General features: G+C 61.4%; 20 protein-coding genes. 13 read left to right on the plus strand and 7 right to left on the minus strand.

The genetic code is table 11. From position 1 onward, the window contains the following. Window positions 1-79 precede the first annotated feature (79 nt). Both zwf and AC1DYR_RS12660 read left to right on the plus strand, forming a co-directional pair. Window positions 80-1552, plus strand: a complete 1473-nt coding sequence (gene zwf, locus AC1DYR_RS12655; RefSeq protein ID WP_477705396.1) for a glucose-6-phosphate dehydrogenase — start codon at window positions 80-82, stop codon at window positions 1550-1552. A gap of 144 nt (window positions 1553-1696) precedes the next feature. Further along, window positions 1697-2542 (plus strand): MurR/RpiR family transcriptional regulator, encoded by an 846-nt coding sequence (locus AC1DYR_RS12660; protein WP_477705397.1) that lies wholly within the window; start codon window positions 1697-1699, stop codon window positions 2540-2542. 135 nt (window positions 2543-2677) lie between these two features. Here AC1DYR_RS12660 and AC1DYR_RS12665 read toward each other — a convergent pair whose 3' ends face one another. The 4 genes from AC1DYR_RS12665 to AC1DYR_RS12680 all read right to left on the minus strand — a co-directional run bounded on the left by AC1DYR_RS12665 (window position 2678) and on the right by AC1DYR_RS12680 (window position 7731). Continuing rightward, complete coding sequence (locus tag AC1DYR_RS12665; RefSeq protein ID WP_477705398.1) at window positions 2678-4015, minus strand: M20 aminoacylase family protein; 1338 nt, start codon at window positions 4013-4015, stop codon at window positions 2678-2680. Between the two features lie 33 nt (window positions 4016-4048). Beyond that, window positions 4049-4744, minus strand: a complete 696-nt coding sequence (locus AC1DYR_RS12670; protein WP_477705399.1) for a DUF3047 domain-containing protein — start codon at window positions 4742-4744, stop codon at window positions 4049-4051. 392 nt (window positions 4745-5136) lie between these two features. After that, a complete protein-coding gene (locus AC1DYR_RS12675) occupies window positions 5137-6282 on the minus strand; it encodes a porin (protein WP_477705400.1) in 1146 nt (381 codons plus the stop codon). 357 nt (window positions 6283-6639) lie between these two features. After that, entirely contained in the window at window positions 6640-7731 is a 1092-nt protein-coding gene (locus tag AC1DYR_RS12680) for a porin (RefSeq protein ID WP_477705401.1), read from the minus strand. Window positions 7732-8492: 761 nt separating this feature from the next. On the opposite strand from AC1DYR_RS12680, the gene AC1DYR_RS12685 reads away from it, so the two are divergent. Both AC1DYR_RS12685 and coq7 read left to right on the plus strand, forming a co-directional pair. Then, window positions 8493-9791, plus strand: a complete 1299-nt coding sequence (locus tag AC1DYR_RS12685) for a porin (protein ID WP_477705402.1) — start codon at window positions 8493-8495, stop codon at window positions 9789-9791. A gap of 149 nt (window positions 9792-9940) precedes the next feature. Next, window positions 9941-10570, plus strand: coding sequence for a 2-polyprenyl-3-methyl-6-methoxy-1,4-benzoquinone monooxygenase (coq7, locus tag AC1DYR_RS12690; RefSeq protein ID WP_477705403.1), 630 nt, complete (start codon window positions 9941-9943; stop codon window positions 10568-10570). Between the two features lie 97 nt (window positions 10571-10667). Here the strand turns inward: coq7 and AC1DYR_RS12695 are convergent, their stop codons facing one another. After that, complete coding sequence (locus AC1DYR_RS12695; protein ID WP_477705404.1) at window positions 10668-11126, minus strand: OsmC family protein; 459 nt, start codon at window positions 11124-11126, stop codon at window positions 10668-10670. A 252-nt stretch (window positions 11127-11378) separates the two neighbouring features. Between AC1DYR_RS12695 and ilvA the strand changes: the two genes are divergently transcribed. From ilvA to AC1DYR_RS12735, 8 genes are all read left to right on the plus strand, one after another. After that, window positions 11379-13022: a threonine ammonia-lyase, biosynthetic gene (gene ilvA, locus AC1DYR_RS12700; RefSeq protein WP_477705405.1), complete on the plus strand. Its 1644-nt coding sequence runs from the start codon at window positions 11379-11381 to the stop codon at window positions 13020-13022. Between the two features lie 27 nt (window positions 13023-13049). After that, complete coding sequence (locus AC1DYR_RS12705) at window positions 13050-13313, plus strand: cysteine-rich CWC family protein (RefSeq protein ID WP_477705406.1); 264 nt, start codon at window positions 13050-13052, stop codon at window positions 13311-13313. After that, window positions 13270-14331 carry a nicotinate-nucleotide--dimethylbenzimidazole phosphoribosyltransferase gene (cobT, locus tag AC1DYR_RS12710; RefSeq protein ID WP_477705407.1) on the plus strand — a complete coding sequence of 354 codons (1062 nt, stop codon included), beginning with the start codon at window positions 13270-13272 and terminating at the stop codon, window positions 14329-14331. The genes AC1DYR_RS12705 and cobT overlap by 44 nt, the downstream gene beginning before the upstream one ends. A 17-nt stretch (window positions 14332-14348) precedes the next feature. Next, window positions 14349-15203: an adenosylcobinamide-GDP ribazoletransferase gene (locus AC1DYR_RS12715; protein ID WP_477705408.1), complete on the plus strand. Its 855-nt coding sequence runs from the start codon at window positions 14349-14351 to the stop codon at window positions 15201-15203. A 130-nt stretch (window positions 15204-15333) separates the two neighbouring features. After that, the gene (locus AC1DYR_RS12720; RefSeq protein ID WP_477705409.1) at window positions 15334-15882 is read left to right on the plus strand and encodes a histidine phosphatase family protein; all 549 of its coding nucleotides are present in this window, start codon (window positions 15334-15336) and stop codon (window positions 15880-15882) included. Window positions 15883-15942: 60 nt separating this feature from the next. Next, the gene (locus tag AC1DYR_RS12725; protein ID WP_477705410.1) at window positions 15943-16911 is read left to right on the plus strand and encodes a 5'-nucleotidase; all 969 of its coding nucleotides are present in this window, start codon (window positions 15943-15945) and stop codon (window positions 16909-16911) included. A 17-nt stretch (window positions 16912-16928) separates the two neighbouring features. Beyond that, the gene (locus tag AC1DYR_RS12730; protein ID WP_477705411.1) at window positions 16929-18719 is read left to right on the plus strand and encodes an ABC transporter ATP-binding protein/permease; all 1791 of its coding nucleotides are present in this window, start codon (window positions 16929-16931) and stop codon (window positions 18717-18719) included. After that, entirely contained in the window at window positions 18720-20327 is a 1608-nt protein-coding gene (locus tag AC1DYR_RS12735; RefSeq protein WP_477705412.1) for an MFS transporter, read from the plus strand. Window positions 20328-20506: 179 nt separating this feature from the next. Here the strand turns inward: AC1DYR_RS12735 and queC are convergent, their stop codons facing one another. Together queC and AC1DYR_RS12745 are read right to left on the minus strand one after the other, a co-directional pair. After that, window positions 20507-21247: a 7-cyano-7-deazaguanine synthase QueC gene (queC, locus tag AC1DYR_RS12740; protein WP_477705413.1), complete on the minus strand. Its 741-nt coding sequence runs from the start codon at window positions 21245-21247 to the stop codon at window positions 20507-20509. 15 nt (window positions 21248-21262) lie between these two features. Then, entirely contained in the window at window positions 21263-22441 is a 1179-nt protein-coding gene (locus AC1DYR_RS12745) for a fumarylacetoacetate hydrolase family protein (RefSeq protein ID WP_477705414.1), read from the minus strand. A 234-nt stretch (window positions 22442-22675) separates the two neighbouring features. Between AC1DYR_RS12745 and AC1DYR_RS12750 the strand changes: the two genes are divergently transcribed. Further along, window positions 22676-23443: a 2-keto-4-pentenoate hydratase gene (locus tag AC1DYR_RS12750; RefSeq protein WP_477705415.1), complete on the plus strand. Its 768-nt coding sequence runs from the start codon at window positions 22676-22678 to the stop codon at window positions 23441-23443. Window positions 23444-23480: the final 37 nt, after the last annotated feature.

Genomic DNA, 23480 nt, shown 5'->3' on the forward strand with positions numbered 1-23480 from the left:
AGGCATTTCACGGGTTCGATGTCGAGTTACCATTATGCCCATAGAATATGAAACTTTATTACCAAGACAATTTTTTACCATGAGTTTTGACCTCATCCTGTTTGGCGGCACCGGCGACCTGGTGTGGCGCAAGATCATGCCGGCCCTGTTCCAGGCCTTCCGCCACGGCTCGTTGCCGGAGGACGGGCGCATTGTGGGCGTGGCACGCGACGATTTGTCGGACGACCAGTACCGCGCGCTGATCAAGTCCCGGTTTGACAATGTCGAGCTGGCCAAGCGGCCGAGCGAAGAGGAGTTCTCGCGCTTCGCGGCGATGTTGGGCTACCTGCGCATGGACTTGTCCAACCCGGCCGACTATGCCGCGCTGGCTGCGAAACTGCAGCAGCGGCCCGCCGAGGTGGTGGTGATGTATGTAGCCACTGCGCCCAGCCTTTTCACTGTCGTGTGCGAGCAGATTGCCGCCGCCGGCCTCAACGGCCCGCAGACACGCGTGGTGCTCGAAAAGCCGCTGGGCCACGACCTGGCATCCAACCGCGCCATCAACAAGACGGTGCGCAGTGTTTTAAGCGAACAGCAGATCTTTCGCATCGACCACTACCTGGGCAAGCCCTCGGTGCAGAACCTGTTTGCGCTGCGCTTTGGCAATTCGCTCTTTGAACCGCTGTGGCGCCGCGAGACGATTGCCAACATCCAGATCACCATTGCCGAAGACCTGGGCGTGGAAAAACGCGGTGCGTTTTACGACAGCACCGGCGCGCTGCGCGACATGGTGCAGAACCATGCGCTGCAGCTGCTGTGCGCTATCGGCATGGAGCCACCCATCAACTCGCACGCCGATGCCATCCGCGACGAGAAACTCAAGGTATTGCGATCGCTGAAAGCCTGGACGCCTGAAACGCTGAGCCAGCATGTGGTGCGCGGCCAGTACGCGGCCGGCAACATCGACGGCGAGGCCGTGCCCGGCTACCGCGACGAAAAGGGGGTGCCACCTGACAGCAGGACCGAAACCTTTGTGGCCCTGCGCACCGAGATCGCCAACTGGCGCTGGGCCGGTGTACCGTTTTACATCCGCACCGGCAAGCGCCTGGCTGGCCGCGACGCGCACATCGAGGTGAACTTTCGCCCCGCGCCGCACGCGATTTTCAAGTCGGCGCTGGCCGGCTCCAATGTGGCCAACCGGCTGGTGATCAACCTGCAACCCAAGGACGGCCTGGAGCTGCACCTGCTTGCGCAGGGTGCCGACCAGCGCACGGGAGGCCGCGGCACGCCTTCGCTGGCGCCGGTGCAGCTGGACCTGGATTTCGACAAACGCTTTGGCTCCGAGCGCGTGGGTGCTTATGAACGGCTGCTGCTGGATGTGATCGACGGGCGCTTGAATCTTTTTGTGCGCAGCGACGAACAGGAAGAAGCCTGGCGCTGGGTCGAGCCCATCATGGACAGCTGGAGTAGCCAGGCGAGTGCGCCACGGCCTTACGCCGCCGGCACCTGGGGCCCCAGTGCTGCGAGCGCGATGATTGCGCGCGACGGCTATTGCTGGTCCGAGGAATGCTAGCCCCCACGCTCCCCACTGCGTGTGGTTCGCTGCCCCCCGAGGGGGCCGCTGCGCCTGCGGCCCGGCAAAGCCGGTTCCGCGGCCCCTGCTGGTTGGGGAAGACGCCAGGTTTTGAATGCGTTGGCGCTACCCGAGACATGCGCCGTGCTTGACCGAATCAAAGCTTCATTGCCATCACTGGCGCCTGCGGAGCAGCGCGTCGGCCGGTTGGTGCTGACCGATCCGCGAGCCTTTGCCAATCTGCCGATCACCGAGCTGGCGAGCCGCTCGCATGTGAGCAAGCCGACTGTGGTGCGGTTTTGCCGCAGCATGGGTTATGACGGGCTGTCGGACTTCAAGCTCAAGCTGGCGGGCAGCGTCAGTGAGGGCGTACCTTTCATCCATCGCAGCGTGGACGCGGACGACAAGACCGGCGACGTGATGGTCAAGGTGATCGACAACACGGTAGCGGCGTTTTTGAAATACCGCAACGATGCGAGTTCCGTAGCCGTTGAACGGGCCGCCGACGCGTTGCTGGCCACGTACAACACCGGCAAGCGGATTGAATTCTTCGGCGTGGGCAACTCGGGCATCGTGGCGCAGGATGCGCAGCACAAGTTCTTCCGCCTGGGCATCACCAGCATCGCCTACAGCGACGGCCACATGCAGGTGATGAGCGCCTCGCTGCTGGGGCCGGGCGACTGCGTGGTGGTGATTTCCAACTCTGGCCGCACGCGCGATTTGATGGACGCCTGCGACATCGCCCGCAAGAACGGCGCGACCACGATCGTCATCACCGTCACCGGTTCGCCGTTGGCCGCAGCCGGCAACATCCACCTGGCAGCCGACCACCCCGAAGGCTACGACCGCTACAGCCCCATGGTGTCGCGCCTGATGCACCTGATGATCATCGACATCCTGGCAACCTGTGTGGCACTGCGCATCGGCAGCAAACTGCAGCCGTTGCTCAAGGAAATGAAAAACAACCTGCGTAACAAGCGTTATGCCTGAGACGGGCACAGACAGGTGAGGCGCAGGCGCGGCCTGCGTCGTCCCGCCTGTGATAACGGCCCCTTGGAGTATCAAGAAGAATTCGCCCGCAGCCCATAAGGGGTGTCCGCGAGCAGCTATCAAATTAATAGCAAATCAGCGCAGCGGCAGCGAGCGTTCAACAATTCCCGCAAACAGCGCGGAGCCCAGCGGCAGAACGCTGTCGTTGAAGTCATAGCAGCTGTTATGCAAAAAACGGCTGCCCACGCCGCCTATGGTTCCGCCTTTGCCATCGGGCAACTGCTCGCCCTGGCCCAGGCGCAAGTAGGCACCCGGCTTGACCCTGAGCATGAAGGAAAAGTCTTCCGAGCCCATGCTGGGTTCAAGGTTGCGCACAACGTTCTCTGCACCCACGAGTTGTTCGGCGACGCTGGTGGCCAGCTCGTATTCGACCGGTGAGTTGATGGTGGCAGGGTAGATCCGTTCGTATTTAACGGTGGCCGTGGCGCCAAAGCCCTGCGCCACTGCGGCGCATAACTCCTTGAGGCGCCGCTCGACCAGGTCCTGCACTTCCGGTTTGAAGGTGCGTACCGTGCCGACCAGTGTGGCATTGCCGGGCACCACACTCATCGCGCCCAAGTCGCCTGCCTGGACGGCACAAATGCTGATCACGGCGTTGTCCATGGCCTTGACGTTGCGCGAGACGATGCCTTGCACCGCTGTGATGATGTGAGCGGCCACCAGCACCGGATCGACCGTGAGATAGGCGTGTGCCCCGTGGCCGCCTTTGCCGGTAATCTCGATGGTGATGCGGTCTGCCGCGGCCATCATGGGGCCGGGATTGATCCCGATGGTGCCAGGCTGCATCGCGGGCCAGTTGTGCATGGCGTAAATGGCCTGCACGGGAAAACGCTCAAACAAGCCATCCTTGATCATCGCATCGGCCCCGCCACGTCCTTCTTCCGCGGGCTGGAAAACCAGCACGGCATCGCCGGCAAAATTACGCGTCTCTGCGAGGTAACGGGCAGCACCCACCAGCATGGTGGTGTGTCCGTCATGCCCGCAACCGTGCATCAACCCGGCCTTGGCGGACTTCCAGCCAAACTCGTTGTGCTCCGTCATGGGAAGCGCGTCCATGTCAGCGCGCAATCCGATCATGGGCTTAAAACCGGGTTGACCGGAAGCCTTCGCTGGCTGCTGACCTCTGATGACAGCCACAACACCTGTTTTACCGACACCGGTGTGCACCTCGTCTACGCCACACAACTTGAGCGCGTGTACTACCCGGCTGGAGGTGTAAACCTCTTCAAACCCGAGTTCCGGGTGCGCGTGCAGGTCACGTCGGAAGGCGGTTAGTTCGGGGTGGTACTGCGCTATTTGCGCAAAGGCCCGGCCGGAGGCGCGAAGCGGAGAGGGACGATCGAGGTTTGCAATTTCTCCCGCTGCGGCGGGCTGAATGGATGAAGCACTTGGAAGATTGGCCGGAGCGCGCATGTCAGTGAAGTCCCGAGTTCAGCAGGTTAAATACTAGTCCTGAAGGGATAGCGGTGCAAATTCAGGGGTTTGTGAAACCTGCAGCAGCTCCGGAGCCATCACCGGTGTGGCCATGATGCTCGCGGTTTTGCGTTTGAGGCTGACGGGGCCGTACCATGCCTTGGTGATCTGGCGCGTGTTGTCGCTGTCAGTCATGATGGCGACACCGACCAAAGCGCCGGGGGGCTCGCCGAAGGCTTTTTGGTAGTCCGCACGAATGTCACGCTGGTAATCAAGCCAGCGGCCAAGGCGGCCGGGGCCGGATTCGATCACCACTTTGCGGATCCGGTCGGTCCGTGTATTGATGATCACGCTTTCCGGCGCGCTGTGGGAGCCCCAAACATACATGAGAGTCGCATAAGGCAGCGGCTCGCCCGTCAGTGCCAACGCGAGCTCTGAAAGCATGGCGTTCCTGGCGGAAAACTTCGACCTGTCGCCTTCAAAAGCCAGGACCACACGCACGGGTGAATCATCGCTGTCGCGTTGCGTCATGTCCGCACCCGCAATCATCTTCGGTACCTTCCAGGAGAAGCCCAGGGTTCCAAGTTCTGCAGACTCTATGCGCAGGTTCTGCCGCAGCATGCTGGCGGCGCTGTCGGATTCACCGAGGATGGCATTGCGCCCGTCCAGAAGCACGGCACGGTAGCGAGTCGACTTCTTGCCGGGAAATGTGCAGTGCTGCCATTTCACGGCATCGGCACTGGTGTCCGTGGATGATGCCGAAGTCCAGTCAACGTTGGTGCTTACCGCGGGCGAGGAAGGTCCGAATCCTGCACAACCCGCTATAAAGAGTACGCAGCCTGCGGCCAGCAAGCGCAACATGGAGCGGGAAAAACGACGGTGGTATGGCAATGGCATTGAAAGATACGGACTACAAAGAATGTGGGTATCAATTCCCGTCTTGGCCGCAAATAGCAAGCCTTGCGTATTTAACGCGGCAGACGCAGAAAAGTTTCACAAACTTCAATAGCTCGCCACATCAAGCTGCAAAACGCGGATTTTCTTCACGAAAAAAGCCGCCTCGGGTTACCCCCGAGACGGCTTTCAGATTCTCATCAAAAACTGGCTAAGCCAGCTTCAGATTAGAACGTGTGGCGAACACCAGCAGCGAACAAGGTCTTCTTGTCGGTACGGGTAGAGTCAGCGATTGGCTCACCTTTGTGGCTGATGTAACCGGTGTACAGCGTGGTGCGCTTGGACAGGTCATAGGTACCCAGCAAGCTATAGCCAGTGCCCTTGCGGCTTGTACCGGCGAATTCGCTCTTGGCACGGGAATAACCGGCGGCAATGGAAGCAGCGCCAAATGGAACGCTCACGCCGATTTGGTATTCCTTGTCCTTGGTATCCTGGCTAGCGGTGTTCAGACCCTTGGCGGTGTTGTAGCTACCGACGAGCTTCGCAACGCCGAAGTCATACGTAGCGCCCAGCAGGTTGTACTTGCGGGTGGTTGCCACACCAGCGGTACCTACGTTGCTAGATGCGGAGCCGATAACAGTGGAACCGAGGCCAGAAGCGCCGGAAAACAGCGTGGAAGCCGGGGCAGCGGCACCGTTAGCTTTTTCAGCCTGATAGGCGTAACCAACCAACAGAGGGCCATTGGCGTACTTGATGTGGGCGCTGGTGCTGCTGGAAGCAGAAACCGTTGCCGACTTGTCTTCGCCAAAAGCGTACATCACCGAACCGCTGAAACCACCGAAAACGGGGGAGTCATAACGGATGGAGTTGTTGGCACGGTTGCTGTAGTCTTGCAGGCCCACACCCCAGATGGTGCCGGTGGTAGCAAACGTGTTGGAGTCATACGTGTTGTTGGTAGCGCCGCGCAGCGAGTCATACGCGGTGTACTGACGACCCAGACGAACTTCACCGAAGCTGCCTTTCAGGCCCACGGAAGCGACACGGCCAAACAGGATGGAGGCGGTAGAAGAAGAGCTGCCGCCGTTGTTGGCCAAAGCACCGGTGTCAATGCCGAAGCCGCCTTCGAGCGTGAACACAGCTGCCATGCCGCCGCCGAGGTCTTCGCTACCGCGCATGCCCCAACGCGAGCTGCTCAGGCCGCTACCGTCAACCTTGCTGTTGCTGACGCTGGTGTTGGTGGTGGACGATTGAACTTTAACGTTCTCTTGACCAATCATTGCATCAACGACGCCGTACAGGGTCACAGAGGATTGGGCATGTGCAACGCCAGCGGTTGCAGCGAGTGCAGCCAGGGCGATAAGAGTCTTTTTCATTGAGAGTTTCTCCAAGGTTAAACATAGGGCTCCGGCACGGGGACCATTTCAGACTTTCGCCTTCATGGCACCACCAGAGACCCGGGCCAACCCCCGTTTCGGGAAGTTGGGTCTATTGCACCAGACTGGGCCCCAATTCGCAAAGGAATGCCCGAAAAAACAGTCAAGACGTTGTGCTCAAGCCACAAACAGACAAAGGCAAGTGGAAAAGAAACAACGCCTGCGGAAACCCGGGAATCGTCCTAGCCAAAATCCGGTTTTTTGCCTGATTTTCGGTCGATCCAATGAAAAAAGCCGTTTCACTGAAACGGCTTTTTGAGAGAACCCGGGCAAGCCCGGGTTTATATCCAACCTGGATTAGAACGTGTGGCGAATGCCAACACCGTAGTTGCTGATCTTGTGGTCAGGCGCAGTGGTACCGACAACGGTCGTAGGATTTTGTTCCTTGGCGGTCTGAATGCCAGCGTACAGGTTCGTGCGCTTGGACAGTGCATACAGGCCAGCCACGCTGTAGCCAGTGCGCTTCAGGTCAGGAAGACCACCCAGACGGGTGCTCTTGGAGCGGGCATAACCGCCAGACAGGGTAAACGTGCTGCTGACAGGGAAGTCCAGACCAATCTGGTATTCCTTCGTCTTGTCCGTTGGCAGGGCGGCGGCGGGAGCGATAGCCATGGGGCTGGTGCCGTTCTTCACGTTACCGTAAGCACCGAGCAGCTTGACAACGCCGAAATCATAGGAACCGTTCAACTGCGTGTATTTGATTGCAGTGCTGGTGCCAGTGGCTTTTTCGGTCTGATAGGCCAGGGAAGCACCGATGGGGCCGTTTGCGTAAGCAACGTTAAAGCTGGCAATTTTGCCTGCGCTGACAGTAGCGGTTTTGTTTTCGCCGAAGCTGTACATTGCAGCAGCAGAGAAACCAGCCAGATCAGGGGTCTGGTAGTAGATCGAGTTACCAGGACGGTCCTGATAGCCATTGCTGGCCCACACGTTGTTGGCAGGCGCAAATATGATCGCGTCGAAACCAGCAGCGCCAGAGCCCTTGACCATGTCGTAAGGGGTCCACATTTTGCCGAGCTTCACTTCACCGAAGCCGCCAGAAAGGCCAACCCAGGACTGGCGACCAAAAATGGCATTGGAGGTCGTGCCGCTAAAGGGGTTGGTGTAGTTGTTCGAGGCACCGGTGGCGACGTTAAAACCGGCTTCCRGCAGGAAGTTGGCCTTCAAACCGCCGCCGAGGTCCTCAGAACCCTTCAGGCCGAAACGGCTGGTCTGCAGACCGCCGCCGCCGTTAGGGTTCACGCCGGACTGGCTGATGCTGACGTTGTTGGCGGAATCCTTGACGGTACCAACCCAAGCGTCCACGAGGCCGTACACAGTCACGGTGGACTGAGCAGAAGCTACGCCGGAAACGGCCAGCACTGCCAAAGCAACTAGGCTTTTCTTCATCATTAGAAAATCTCCAAAAGGTGGAATAACAAACACTGCAACTAAATAAACTTATAAGGGCTCAGTGACTACCCTTAGGCCAATTTAACCAAAGAGTCACAAATCACACCAAGCCTTATCTCTACTATTAGCAACGTTCATACCTGAGTTGTTGGCCCCTAACAACGCATTGCATTTTGCGCACACTGGAGGTGCGCATGCGAATGAATGGGCCCGACTGAGCGTACGAGGGAAATTTTCAGGCGGCCGAGGCAGGCCGCCCCAAAGCAGGGCATCCCCCTCAAGATGCCCCGCCTTGGTGAAAAACACAAACCCAAGTCGTTTTTTGTCTCCGGGAAGCGTTATGGCGCAAAAAATCAGACAAGAAGGGGGACAGGCTGGAGTAGTGCGGCATGAACCGTTGTAAACGCGAGTCACTCTGCTGCCGCCAACCCGCTATACCCCCCCGTTTAGAGGTCAAACCCTAGTCACCGGTTGCCCATGACTGTGTCGTTCTCCAGCCTCGCTTAAAACGATCTTCAGCATCGGAATTTGAGAGGGAAAACACAATTATTTGACAACCTCCCAAGGGTTACCGTCAGCGTCAACCAGGGCAGAAAAACTTCGGGTTTTCCCCTGTCGCAAAAGTGATACCCCCCGTATTGCCTCTCTTTACGTGCCGCGGCATCCCCACTAATCTTTGCTCCATCGAGTCAAGCCGGTATGCGTGTATTTACGGCAATGACTGCGAAGGTTTTCCCTCAATTACAACTCTTGGAGACTCCATGAAAAAACTGACCCTCGTTGCAACTGCGATCATGGGACTGCTGTCCACTTCCGCTGCCATGGCACAAAGTACCGTGACTGTCTACGGCATTGTGGACGCCGGCTACAACCGCGTGAGCGGTTTACGTCAAGGCACCGTGAACACCATCGCCAGCGGCATCATGGAAGGCTCGCGTTTCGGCCTGCGTGGCACCGAAGACATCGGCGGTGGTTACAAAGCCATCTTCACGCTGGAAAACCGCTTTGAAGCAGATACCGGTGCACTGGGCAACAGGACGAATTCGGGCACACAGTTGCCCGATCGCATGGTCAACGCCAACTTGCTGGTACCCACCTTTTCCGCCGCGCAGCAAGCTGGCTTACAGACAAACTTTTTCACACCCATTGCCACCAGTATCGGCGGCACCCTCGGCGTCAACACGGCCAATAACCTGTTTGACCGCCAGGCTTTTGTCGGCCTGATCACTCCGGTTGGCGCTATTACGCTGGGCCGTCAGTACACCCCAGGCTATCTGGTTGGCGCCACCTTCGACGCCTCGCAAACCCAGTCCAGTCTGGCTGCGGGTCAGGTGGCGAGCTTCCCCCCTGCCTTCGACATTCGCCTGAGCAACACCGTTCAGTACGCCATCCAGACCAGTGGTGTGACAGCCTCGCTGATGTATGGCGCCGGTGAGGCATCCACTGCCACGGTCGGTTCTTCAGCCAGCCGTTTCCTGGGCGGAATGGTGATGTACAAGGCTGACGGCTGGTCTGTCGGCTTCGGTCACAACACGAAGAACAATAGCAGTGGACAGAAATCCCTGACCAACAATGTTTTGGGCGCGACTGTTGACGTCGGCCCAGGCACCATTTATGGTCAGTACGCCACGATCAAGGATGAAAACCCCGACGCTTTGGCGCTGATCGCCCCGAACTTGACCACCGCAGCAGCGACCGCCGGTCTGACGGCTTTGGGCACCAATGCAGCGACGATTCTTGCAGCGTACTCCAATGCGCTGCGCCAGGATGCCAACCTCATGCACATCGGCTACCGCATGACCACCGGCCCACACACCATTGTGGTGGCCTACAACCGCCTGGATGACAAGCGTCCCAACAATGCCGACACCTCATCGTATGGTGCAACCTATACCTACGCGCTGTCCAAACGAACCAACCTGAACGCCGTGCTGACACGCTTCAGCAACAAGGGTTTAGGCCAGGCAGCCCCCGGCGGCAATGGCTTCCTCGGCGGCGTGACGTCTACAGCGGGCACCAACTCCACCAACCTCGCCTTGGGCATCCGCCACACGTTCTAAAGATCAAGGTTGCGTCCGGATCCCGATCCGGCCTTCCTTTCATCAAAGCCCCCGCATGGGGGCTTTTTTGTGGCCGTTTCCATTCCACGGGACGAGGGATAACATGGACCATCCCGCCTCAAAAAATCGTCCCAAAGAACCGAAGCACCATGACCAACGCACTCGATACCGCACTCAATGCCGCCGACGGCGCCCTGCGTACGCTTTTTGCCGCCCCGCGCGCCAGCCGTACCTGCCCTACCGTACCCGGTGAGAAAACCGAGCTTGCCGCGCAGGATAAGGTGCGCTCAGGCGCACTGATGCGCGTCAACCACGTGGGCGAAGTCTGTGCGCAGGCCCTGTACGCCGCGCAAGCTTTAGGTACCCGCGACCCGGCCCTGCGCGAGCACTTCCTGCAGGCCAGCCGCGAAGAGGGCGACCATCTCGCCTGGACAAAGACCCGGCTCGACGAACTCGGCGCCCGACCGTCCCTGCTCAATCCGCTCTGGTATGCCGGCGCCTTCGGCCTGGGCCTGGTCGCGAGCCGGCTCGGCGACCGCCTGAGCCTGGGCTTTGTCGTGGAAACAGAGCGCCAGGTTGAAGCGCACCTGGCAAGCCACCTGGAGCGCCTGCCGGCAGGCGACCACGAGTCGCGCGCCATCGTGGCCCAAATGAAAGACGATGAAGCGCTGCATGCACGCGATGCCGAACAGGCCGGCGCCCTGCAGTTACCCGAGCCCGTCAAGGCCCTGATGCGCTCTGCAGCACGCGTCATGACGACAACGGCGCACTACATCTGAAAGATTCCGCTGAAGCGCAAGCCGATGCAAATCCATTTCGCTATAAATTTGATAGCTGCGCGTGCACTGTCAAAAAGGGCTGGCAGCCACAATCATCTCAAACTTCAATGACCTCAAAACTGGTCGTGATCCCGGCTGTTTTCGCCAGCATGATGGTGGCCGAGCAGTATTTGTCATGGCTCATGGCTACGGCACGTTCCACTGCGCTGGTGGCCAGGCCACGCCCTGTGACGACAAAATGCATGTGGATTTTGGTGAACACCTTGGGGTCGACAGGCGCTCTTTCAGCACTCAATTTGACCGAGCAGCCCCGAACATCCTGGCGGCCACGCTTGAGAATCAGCACCACGTCATAGGCCGTGCAGCCACCGGTGCCGGCCAACAAGGTTTCCATGGGCCGGGGTGCCAGGTTGGCGCCGCCGTTTTCCGGTTTGTCGGCATCGGGCGCGCCGTCCATCACCAGGGTGTGGCCGCTGCCGGTCTCAGCCAGAAAACTCATTCCGGAGCGCGATCCTGTGACCGCCGTCGGGCCCGTCCAACTCACCGTGCATTCCATGAATCTCTCTCCTCATGCATAAAATTTATGATTAAACCGTGAAAAATGTCGAATTTACGCCACAAGATATTGTGCAGCGCAACATCGGCCCGCTATACTGAAATCATCGCATCAAGATCAGTTGTCCGGCAACTCAGGGTCTTTTTGCACCGGTTGTCTCCTCCACCTCCTCTAAGGGTGGATTTACAGGCCCAGACTGCAAAGTCTGGGCCTTTTTTCTTGCCCACTATGATGTCAGGCTGCGAGAAAAACATGCCAACCCACACCAAACAAGCCATCCGCCCTGTTCCCAAAGTCATCAAGGCAGTCAAAGCTCCGGGGAAACCTTCCGGCAAAACGTCGAAGCCCGCGCTGAAACCAGCCGACTACCTGAAAAAGATCCTGACAGCCCGGGTTTATGACGTGGCAGTGGAGTCCGCGCTGGAGCCCGCCAAAAACCTGAGCCTGCGCCTGAAAAACACCGTGCTGCTCAAACGCGAAGACCAGCAGGCGGTGTTCAGCTTCAAGCTGCGGGGCGCCTACAACAAGATGGCTCACCTGAGCCCCGAACAGCTCAAAAAAGGCGTGATTTGCGCCTCGGCCGGCAACCATGCCCAAGGCGTCGCACTCAGCGCGCAAAAGCTCGGCACACGCGCCGTCATCGTCATGCCCACCACCACACCGCAGCTCAAGGTCGACGCCGTCAGGGCCTGGGGCGGCAATGTCGTGCTGCATGGAGAAAGCTACTCCGACGCCTACGCCCACGCCGTGGTGCTCGAGAAAAAGCAGGGCCTGACTTTCGTGCATCCGTTTGACGACCCGGACGTCATCGCCGGTCAGGGCACGATCGCAATGGAAATCCTCATGCAGCTGCAAAGCCTCGGCTCCAGCCGGCTCGACGCCGTGTTTGTTGCCATCGGCGGCGGCGGGCTCATCTCCGGCGTGGCCAACTACATCAAGGCGGTGCGGCCCGAGATCAAAGTCATCGGCGTGCAGATGAACGACTCCGACGCGATGCTGCAGTCAGTCAACGCCAAAAAGCGCGTGACCCTGAGCGACGTCGGCCTCTTCGCCGACGGCACGGCCGTCAAGCTGGTGGGCGAAGAAACCTTCCGCATCAGCCGCGAACTGGTCGACGAATTCATCACCGTCGACACCGACGCCGTCTGCGCCGCCATCAAGGATGTGTTCGTCGACACCCGCAGCATCGTCGAGCCATCCGGCGCAATGGCCGTGGCAGCCGTCAAGCAGTACGTGGCCACCCACAAGACCAAAGGCGAAACCTACGCGGCCATCTTGTGCGGTGCCAACATGAATTTCGACCGCCTGCGTTTCGTCGCCGAGCGCGCTGAGGTCGGCGAAGAGCGCGAAGCCCTGTTCGCCGTGACGATTCCCGAAGAGCGCGGAAGCTTCCGGCGCTTTTGCGAAGTGATTGGCGAGCTGCCGGGCGGGCCGCGCAGCGTGACCGAGTTCAATTACCGTATCAACGACGACGCCAAAGCCCATGTCTTCGTGGGCCTGACCACGTCGGCCAAGGGCGAGAGCAGCAAGATCGCCGCCAATTTCTCGCGCCACGGCTTCAAGACGCTGGACCTCACGCACGACGAGCTCGCCAAGGAACACATCCGCCATATGGTGGGCGGGCACAGCGCGCTGTCCAAAGACGAGCGCCTCTTGCGCTTCATCTTCCCCGAGCGCCCCGGCGCGCTGATGAAGTTTCTCTCCAATATGCGGCCTGGCTGGAACATCAGCCTCTTTCATTACCGCAACCAGGGCGCCGACTACGGCCGCATCCTGGTGGGCCTGCAGGTGCCCAAGGCCGACAACAAGGCCTTCAAGGATTTCCTGGACACGCTGGGCTACCCCCACGTGGAAGAAACCGACAATCCCGTCTACCGGTTGTTTCTGCAAAGCTGATTGCAAAGCTGAGCCAGCCCACACGCCATGAGCCCACAGGCCGCAGCCCCGACCACACCCGCTCTGGCCAACACCTCGGTGTGCCCGCGCTGCGGCGCCGGCCTGCGCTGCGGCATGGTGGCGGGCGATGCCGAATGCTGGTGCGTCAAACTGCCGCACGTCATGCCCGTGCCCTCCGAACGAACCCCGCAACCGGAAGGCAGCGCGCTGTCGTGCTTCTGCCTCGCCTGCCTCAAGCAAATCACCGATGAACGCACCCGACTTTCCGCCCCTTCTCCTGCCCGCGATTGAGCCGACTGCCGACCTCCCGCTGGAGGCCAGGCTGCGGCACAAGATCGACCACAAGACCAAGCCGCAGGGAGCGCTCGGCCTGCTCGAAAGCGTGGCGCTGCAGCTGGGCCTGATCCAGCAGAGTGAGAACGTCACACTGCAGTCCCCGCAAATGGTGGTTTTCGCGGCCGACCATGGCATTGCCGCCGAAGGCGTTTCGGCCTTTCCGCAGGCTGTCACGGTGCAGATGGTGGGCAACATGCTGGCCGGCGGCGCCGCCATCAACGTCTTCGCGCGCCAGCACGGCTTTGCCTTGCACGTGGTGGATGCCGGTGTGGCTGCGGACCTGCCCGCGCACCCGCAGCTGCTGCAGCGCAAGATCGCCCACGGCACCCAAAACATCTGCAGCGGGCCCGCGATGTCGCACCCGCAAACCCGCGCCGCGCTCAAGGCGGGCATGGACATCCTGCAAGCGCTGCCCGGCAACGTGGTGGCGTTTGGCGAAATGGGCATTGCCAACACCTCGCCTGCAGCCCTGCTGCTGGCACGCCTTGCCGGCATCAGCATCGACGAAGCCACCGGTCGCGGCACCGGCCTGGACGACCAGCAACTGCAACGCAAGCGCGCCGTGCTGTCGCGCGCGCTGGCCCGTCACGCCGGCGCAACACGACCTCTGGATGCGCTGGCCACGCTGGGCGGGTTTGAAATCGCCATGATGGCCGGCGCCATGCTGCGGGCCGCCAGCGAGCGCCGCGTGGTGCTGGTCGACGGCTTCATCGCCGGGGCGGCAGGACTGGTGGCCCGCTCGCTCGCTCCCGCGGTGCAGGACTACATGGTGTTTTGCCACCGTTCCGACGAGCACGGCCATCGCCTGCTGTTGGCGCACCTGAAAGCCCAACCGCTGCTGGACCTGGGTCTGCGCCTCGGCGAAGGCACAGGCGCGCTGCTGGCCTGGCCCCTGGTGCAGTCGGCAGCCGGCTTTCTCAATGAAATGGCGAGCTTTGACTCAGCCGGTGTGAGCGGGCGGGAAGACGCATAAACCATCATGGGCCTCGCATGACATCCATCACCCTGTTTGTCCGCGAGTTCCTGCTCGCCGTCCAGTTCTTCACGCGCATCCCCATCACGGGGCGCCTGGCGGCCTGGGTGGGCTACAGCCCAGAGTTGTTGCGCGCCAGTGCCGGCCACTTCCCCGGCGTCGGCATTCTGGTGGGCCTGTTTGCTGCTGCCGTGTACGCACTGTTTCAGGCGGTGCTGCCCGACACCACGTTCTCGCCGCTCGTGGCCGCGGCGTTTTCCACCGCCTCCACCGCGCTGCTGACGGGCGGCTTCCACGAAGACGGTCTTGCCGATGTAGCCGACGGCCTTGGCGGCAGCCACGACAAGGGCCGCGCACTCGAAATCATGAAGGACTCGCGCGTGGGTGCCTTTGGCGCCATGGCGCTGGTGCTCGCCCTGCTGTGCAAGGTCGCGCTGCTGGCCATCCTCGGCTCGGTCGAAGGCGCGCCCGCCGGCTGGGGCGACTGGGAAGAGGCGCCCTTTGGCAGCTGGTATGCCTGTGCCGCGCTATGCACGGGCCACATCATGTCGCGCGGCCTGCCGCTGCTGCTGATCTACCTGCTGCCGCACGTGGGCGACACCGCCCTCTCCAAATCCAAGCCGCTCGCCGACCAGATTTCCCCCGGCAGCCTGCTGGTGGGTTTTTCCTGGTGCCTCGCCGCGCTGGCGCTGGCCACCTTCGTGCTCGACGTCATGAACCTCATCGTGGCCTGCAGCTTCGCCGTACTGGCGTTGCTGTGGATGGGCCGCCTCTTCAAGCGCAGGCTGCAGGGGTTCACCGGCGATTGCCTGGGCGCCACCCAGCAGGTTTGCGAAATCGCTTTTTACCTGGGCCTGGCCCTGAGCTTATGAAACGAGCCCCCACGCTTGTCACTTCGTGTACTGCGCTGCCCCCCGAGGGGGCCGCTGCGCCTGCGGCCCGGCAAAGCCGGTCCCGCGGCCCTGGCTGGTATTTGCAGCGCAGCCCCAGGCCGGTCTTTGAATGAAACTCTGGCTGGTTCGCCACGCAAAGCCCCTGATTGACGCTGGCGTTTGCTACGGCCGGCAGGATGTGGCGGCCGACGCTGACGCGACCGCCACATGCGCCCGAATGCTGGCAGAGATGCTCCCTCTTGCGACCAGGGTCATCAGCTCCCCGCTACAAAGATGTGAGCGCCTTGCGCAAGCCCTGATCGGCTTGCGGGCCGATTTGACCTATAAAACCGACCCACGATTGCAGGAAATGGACTTCGGCAGCTGGGAAGGCCGCAGCTGGCAGGACGTTGGACCGGCCGAGCTGCAGGCCTGGACTGACGGCTTTGCGCACCACTGCGTAGGCGGAAACGGGGAAAGCACCCTGCAAGTCATGGCGCGTGTAGCCGCGGCCTTTGACGAGTTGCAGAGCGAGGCTGATACCTTGTGGGTCACGCATGCAGGCGTGATCCGCGCTGCGGAACTGATCGCACGTGGCCAGCGTCAGATCACAAGGGCAGACGAGTGGCCGATCAACGCACCCAGCTATGGACATTGGTGCAAACTAGACCTGACATGAACACCCCCGTTGCCTACTCAACATCGACCTGACACAACAACGCATCAAAGGCATCAAACAATGGCAGCAACTCTGGATGGTCAGCTCGTGGTGGCGATCTCGTCACGCGCGCTGTTTGACTTTGAAGAAGAAAACCAGGTTTTTGAAACCGGCATGACGGCCGAGCCCTTGCCCGGCGCCAAAAAAGATGCAGCCTACATGAAGCTGCAGCTCGAGCGGCTGGACGTGCCGGCCAAGCCCGGCGTGGCGTTTTCGCTGGTGAAGAAACTGCTGGCCTTCAATGAAGCGCCTGAAAGCGCCGGCGAGGCGGCCAGCCCCACGGCACCCGCCCAGCGTGTTGAAGTCGTGATCCTCTCGCGCAATGACCCCGTCTCCGGCATGCGGGTCTTTCGCTCGGCACAGCATTACGGCCTCAAGATTGAGCGCGGCACCTTCAACCGCGGCGAGGCGCCCTGGCGCTACCTCAAGCCCCTGCACGCAAATCTTTTCCTGTCCGCCCATCTGAGCGACGTCCGCGACGCCTTGCTGGCCGGCGTGCCCGCCGCACAGGTCTATCCGCATTCGGTGCGCGCCAGCGATGCGCACCCCAATGAAGTGCGCATCGCCTTCGACGGAGACGCGGTGCTGTTTTCGGACGAAGCTGAACGCGTCTTCCAGGCACAGGGCCTGTCAGCCTTCCAGCAGCACGAACGCGACAAGGCCACACAGCCGCTGCTGGCCGGCCCGTTCAAACCCCTGCTCGAAGCGCTGCACCGCCTGCAGCAGGTCGGCACCTCGCACATGCGCATTCGCACGGCCCTGGTTACCGCCCGCAGCGCACCCGCGCATGAACGCGCCATCCGCACGCTGATGGACTGGAACATCGAGGTCGACGAAGCCATGTTCCTGGGGGGTCTGGCCAAAGGCGAATTCCTGCGCGAGTTCGAACCCGACTTTTTCTTTGACGACCAGACCGGTCATGTGCACTCCGCCTCGCAGCATGTGCCTTCGGGCCACGTGGCCAGTGGTGTTTCCAACCAGCTTTCCTGAGCCGCGAAAGGGCTTTCATGAATCCGTCCAGCCTTTCCGGCAAATTCAGCGCCTTCAAAACCTTCGTCCGGCGTGTAGGGGTGCTTGCCGCCCCCTACTTCCGCTCTGAAGACAAATGGAAGGCACGCGGCCTTTTTCTGGCCATCGTGCTGCTCAACCTGGGCACCGTCTACATGGCGGTGCAGTTCAACGACTGGTACCGCGTCTTCTACGACGCACTTGAGAAAAAGGACCAGGTCGTTTTCTGGCAGCAACTTGGGCGGTTCAGCTACCTGGCCTTTGGGGCCATCATCATTGCTGTTTACAAGTTTTACCTGACCCAGTTGCTGCAAATGCGCTGGCGCTCCTGGATGACACGCGACTATCTGCATCGCTGGCTATCGCATCGCGCCTTCTACAAGATGGAGCTGGCCCGCTATTCGGCCACGTCCAACATCAACGCCAGCCCGGACAACCCGGACCAGCGGATTCAGGAGGACGTGCACTCATTCACCACGGCCACAATTTCATTGAGCATGGGCCTGTTGAATGCAGTTGTGACGCTGATCAGTTTTATCGGCATCCTGTGGGCGCTTTCAGGCCCGTTGGGTTTTACCCTGGGCGGCAGCAGCTATGCGATTCCGGGTTTTATGGTCTGGGCCGCAGTGGCCTACTGCGTGGTCGGCAGCGTGTTGACGCATTACATTGGGCGGCCGCTGATCAAACTCAACTTCATGCAGCAGCGCTATGAAGCCAATTTTCGCCATCACATGGTGCGTGTGCGTGAATACAGCGAATCCATCGCACTCGACAACGGCGAGACAGTTGAACGCAACCAGCTTGACGGGCGCTTTACGACGGTTCTGGCGAACTACCTGAACCTGATACGCGCCAACAAAAAACTCATCTGGTTCCAGAGCTTCTTCGGTCAGGCCGCCGTGATCTTCCCCTTCATTGTCGCGGCTCCACGCTTTTTCAGCGGCGCAATCCAGCTTGGTCAACTCATACAGATTTCCTCAGCCTTCGGCAAGGTCCAGGATTCGCTCAGCTGGTTTGTGGACAACTACGACAGCCTCGCCAGTTGGCGTGCGACAACAGATCGCCTGACAAGCTTCGAAGACAGCATGATGGCGCAGGCAAAAGACAACGTCGGCCTGGTCACCAGTGCGTCCACATCGCTCACGTCGAGCGACCTCAATCTGGCCCTGCCGACCGGAGCCGTTCTACTGACGGGCGTCGAGCTGCATGCCGACATCGGGGACCACATTCTGCTCAGGGGCCCTTCCGGCAGCGGAAAGTCCACCCTTTTTCGAGCTTTGGCAGGCATTTGGCCGTTTGCCACTGGCCGTATCGCCCGACCTGAAAACGCCATGTTCATCCCGCAGCGCCCGTATTTCCCGAACGGCTCCCTGCGCGATGCACTGGCTTACCCCGAACTGGCGGCAAGCTACACCGACGATGCGTTGAAGCAAGCCCTGAACGAAGCCCTGCTGCCCGACCTGGCCGCACGGCTGGACGAAGAAGACGCCTGGAGCCAGAAGCTTTCTGGCGGTGAGCAACAGCGCCTCTCCATCGCCCGGGTATTGCTGAAAAAGCCAAAATGGATTTTTGCGGACGAAGCCACCAGCGCGCTCGATGAGGCGGCTGAAAAAACGTTGTATGAACGTTTGCTGGCGCTCGTCAAAACATCGGGAGGCGCGATCGTCTCGATCGCCCATCGGCCCAACGTGGCAGCCTTTCACAACAAGACCTGGGCTTTCGAAAAGCTGCCCGAAGGCTCACCCGCGCTGTTCACGCTGAACCAGCGTGCCGCACAGGAAGTGCCCTGAATGCCCGAGGAAGCTGCAAGAACCCCCGAGCCGGTAACGGCTGAATCCCTCTCCGCCTGGGCACCCATCAAGCACCCCGTGTTCCGCATGCTGTGGAGCACCTGGCTGGTGGCCAACATCTGCATGTGGATGAACGATGTGGCGGCCGCATGGATGATGACCTCCATGACCACCTCGCCCCTCTGGGTGGCGCTGGTGCAGTCGGCCTCCACGCTGCCGGTTTTTCTGCTGGGCCTGCCCAGCGGCGCGCTGGCCGACATCCTGGACCGGCGCCGCTACTTCATCATGACGCAGTTCTGGGTCGCGGTAGTGGCCACACTGCTGTGCGTCGCCGTGATCTCGGATGTCATGACGCCACCCCTGTTGCTGGCGCTGACCTTTGCCAACGGCGTGGGCCTGGCCATGCGCTGGCCGGTGTTTGCCGCCATCGTGCCCGAGCTGGTGCCGCGCGTGCAGCTGCCCGCCGCACTGGCGCTCAACGGTGTTTCGATGAACGCCTCGCGCATCGTCGGCCCGACCGTTGCAGGCGCTTTGATTGCCGGCGCCGGCACCGAATACGTGTTTGTGCTCAACGCCGTGCTGTCGGTCATTTCAGGTTTTGTCATCATGCGCTGGCGGCGCGACCACGCGCCCAGCCCGCTGGGGCGCGAGCGCCTGGTCAGCGCCATGCGCGTCGGCCTGCAGTTTGTGAGCCAGTCGGCGCGCCTGCGCGCGGTGCTGCTGCGCGTGGCGATTTTCTTTTTTCACTCCACCGCCCTGCTGGCTTTGCTGCCGCTGGTGGCGCGCAGCCTGCACGGCGGTGACGCCGGCACCTTCACGCTGCTGCTGGCCTCCATGGGTACCGGCGCCATCATCGCGGCGCTGAACCTGGCGCGGCTGCGCCAGATGATGCCGCGCGACGTGCTGGTGATGCGCTCCACGCTGCTGCAGACGGCGTCCACTGCCGCCATGGCCTTCGCGCCCAATGTGTATGTGGCCGTGCCGGCCATGCTGCTCAACGGCATGGCCTGGATCACCTGCGCCAATTCGCTCAGCGTGTCGGCCCAGTTGTCGCTGCCCGACTGGGTGCGTGCGCGCGGCATGTCGATGTACCAGATGGCCATCATGGGCGCGAGCGCAGCGGGTGCGGCGCTTTGGGGCCATGTGGCCGGCCTCACCAGCGTGTCCACCGGCCTGCTGATGGCTGCCGCCAGCGGCTCGATCGTGATGATGGTGGCGCAGTACCTCGTGTCGGACCTCAGCATTGAGGAAGACCTGACCCCGTCGCGCCAGTTCAAGGCGCCAGTGGCCGAAGAGCCACCCGGTGCAGGCCGCGTGGTGGTGAGGATTCACTACCAGATAGACATGGCGCGCGCCGACGATTTTCGCGCGCTGATGCAGGAAAGCCGCCGCAGCCGCCTGCGCCAGGGCGCGCTGGAATGGGAACTGCTGCGCGACGTCAACAAGCCCGGCCATTACATCGAGCAGATCATTGACGAGTCATGGACGGAACATCTGCGCCGCTTTGACCGCGTGACGGCCAGCGACGTGGCGCTGCGCGAACGCAAACTCGGATTTCACCTGGGCGAAGAACCCCCACTCGTCACCCGCAGCATCGTCGAGAGTTAGGCCCCCACGGTCGCTCACTTCGTGTAGCTCCCTGCCCCCCGAGGGGGCCGCCCGCCTGTGGCCCGGCAAAGCCGGTTCCACGGCTCATGCTGGCTTAAGAGTTCATTGGGCACGACCAGTACGGGCCGCGGAACCGGCTTTGCCGGGCCGCAGGCGCCGCCCCCTCGAAGGGGAACAGGCTACACGGAGTGAGCCTGGACGGGGGTGGTTTTATAGCCCACATAGCCCCGCGCCCGCAGCTCGCACGCCGGGCAGGTACCGCAGCCATAACCCCAAGCATGCCGGTGCACGCGATCGCCGAGGTAGCAGGTGTGGGTGTGTTCCACGATCAGGTTGACCATCGCCTCACCCCCATTAGGCTCGCCGGATTTCTCCCCAATGTCATGCGCCAGCCGCCAGGTGTCGGCCTTGTCGATCCACATCAGCGGCGTCTCGATCAGGAATCGTTTGTCCATGCCCAGCGACAGCGCCAGCTGCATGGCCTTGATGGTGTCGTCGCGGCAATCGGGGTAGCCCGAAAAGTCGGTTTCGCAAACGCCGGTGACCAGCACCTGCAAATCGCGGCGGTAAGCCAGCGCCGCTGCGAGCGTGAGGAACAGCAGGTTGCGCCCCGGCACAAAGGTGTTGGGCAGGCCCGAGCTTTCCATCTTGAAGGCGACGTCACGTGTCAATGAGGTGTCGCTGACCTGCCCGAGCACCGCCAGGTCCAGCAGGTGGTCTTCACCGATCTTGTGGGCCCATTGTGGAAACTGCTGTTTGATTTCGCGCAGCACGTTGAGCCGTGCCTCCAGCTCCACCTTGTGGCGCTGGCCGTAATCAAACGCCACCGTCTCGACACGTTCGTATTTCGACAGCGCCTGCGCCAGGCAGGTGGTGGAGTCCTGCCCGCCGGAAAACAGCACCAATGCAGAGGTATGCATCCGCCCTCTCCTTCTTTACAGCAGCTTGCGCTTGGCCAGGCTTTTCATCAGCGCCGAAATGCCAAACGTCCATGGTGCTGCCTTGTCGGAGGTCGTGACGCGGTTGACCAGGCTGCCCAGCTGCGGCGTGGCCACCGTCACCACATCACCCACCACATGGGTAAAGCCCTGGCCCGGGCCGTGGCGGTCTTGCGTGGGCGCAAACATGGTGCCCAGGAAAAGCATGAAGCCGTCGGGGTACTGATGGTTGGCGCCAATGGCTTGCGCCACCAGGTCCAGCGGGTCGCGGCTGATCTTTTTCAGCGAGCTGCCACCCTTCATCACAAAACCCTCGGGTCCTGTCACGGTGATGCTCAGGTCGCTGCTGCGCACATGGTCGATGGTGAAGCGTTCGTCGAGCAGGCGAATGAAAGGGCCGATGGCACACGAAGCGTTGTTGTCTTTCGCCTTGCCCAGCAGCAACGCACTGCGGCCTTCAAAGTCGCGCAGGTTCACGTCGTTGCCCAACGCTGCGCCCACGGTTTCGCCGCGCGAGTTCACGGCCAGCACAACCTCGGGCTCGGGGTTGTTCCAGTCGCTGCCAGGGTGTATGCCCACTTCGGCGCCCGTGCCCACCGCGCTCATCGGCTGGCTCTTGGTAAAGATTTCCGCGTCGGGGCCGATGCCCACTTCCAGGTACTGCGACCACATGCCCTGGGCGATCAGCACATCTTTGAGTTGGGCCGCTTCGGGCGAGCCGGGCTTGATGCTGCCCAGGTTTTCGCCGATCACGGCGATCACCGTCTTGCGCGCACCATCGGCCTTGCTGGCGTCGCCGCCCGCGTGTTCTTCAATCACGCGCTCCAGCATCGATTCGACAAACGTCACGCCCGAGGCTTTCAGCGCCTGCAGGTCGCATGGCGCCAGCAGCCAGGGCAGCCTGGTGTCATGCGCATCCTCCGCGGAATTGGCCAGCACTTCGGCCGTACCCGCCAGGCGCGGCAGCTTCGCCGCAGCGGCCCGCACAACCTTGGCGACACCCGGCAATTCCAGCAGCTGGCTGGCGGTCGGCGCGACGCTGGAAAGGTCGTACACACCGTCGGGTGTGACCAAAGCCAGCACCGGGCCAGTGCCTTCTATCCAGACACGCCCCACCAGCAAGGCATCAGCGGCATCAACAGGCAGGGTGGAGGCAAGGCTCAGGGAGTTTTTCATGATGTTGGAAGGGAAGAACAGGAAGGGCAGCACACAAAAGCGTATGAAGCTATCAATAGTACAAGGAAGTACGAGAAGCCCAGGCGCCCCGCTGAGGGTTGAGGAAAAGCGCACGCACACGTCTGGGCCCCAGGCAAGCACCGCTACACTGAAACGCACCCGCTTGCGGGACACTGCCTTCATGCCACCCGGGAGGCAGCCAAACCTTCATACCCCCTGATTTTTGAGCGAAATATGCCTCTAGCCCCCGAAAAACTTGCGCAAGCAGCTATCGAATTAATAGCAAGGCGAACCACGGGAAAGGCGGGCCCACGCTTGCCCGACAGCTGCCGTCCTGCCGACCTGGAAGACGGCTGGCAGGTGCAGCAGGAGGTCACCCGCCAGCTGGGCCAGCCGGTGGCCGGCTGGAAGGCCTCGCCGCCCAGCCCCGGCAAGCTGGTGGCCGCCCCCATCTATCAGCCCGCCCTCAACCGTGCAGCGATCTGCGCCGTCCCCTTTCCCTTGGGTGCCACCGCCGTGGTGGTTGAACCAGAGCTGGCTTTTGTGATGGCCAAAGACCTGCCCCCGCGCGGGCAGCCCTACACCGAGGCCGAGGTGGATGCGGCGATTGRCTCGGTACATGCCGCGCTGGAAATCTGCGCCAGCCGCTACACCGACCACAGCAGCCTGCCTTTTCCCGAACTGCTGGCCGACGGCGTGGTCAACAACGGCCTGTGGCTGGGGCCAGAACTGGGCGGGCCCGATGTCTCGGCATTTGAATTGACCTGGCAAGTCGCCGGAGAACCTGCGCAAACCGCCGAAGCCACACACCCGAACGGCGACCCGCGCACGCCGCTGTACTGGCTGGCCAATTTCCTGAGCGAACGCGGCATCGGCCTGCTGGCCGGCCAGGCGGTGATCACGGGCTCCTATACAGGCGTACTGACGCTTCCCTTCGGAAAGCGCACGCAGTTTGACTACGCGGGCCTGGCCCGGTTTGAGATGGAATTTCGCAACCCGTAACTTGAAGTAAATAGGGCAGAAAAGGTCCGGAAATGGC

The sequence above is a fragment of the Polaromonas sp. P1_F9 genome, from assembly GCF_056405615.1.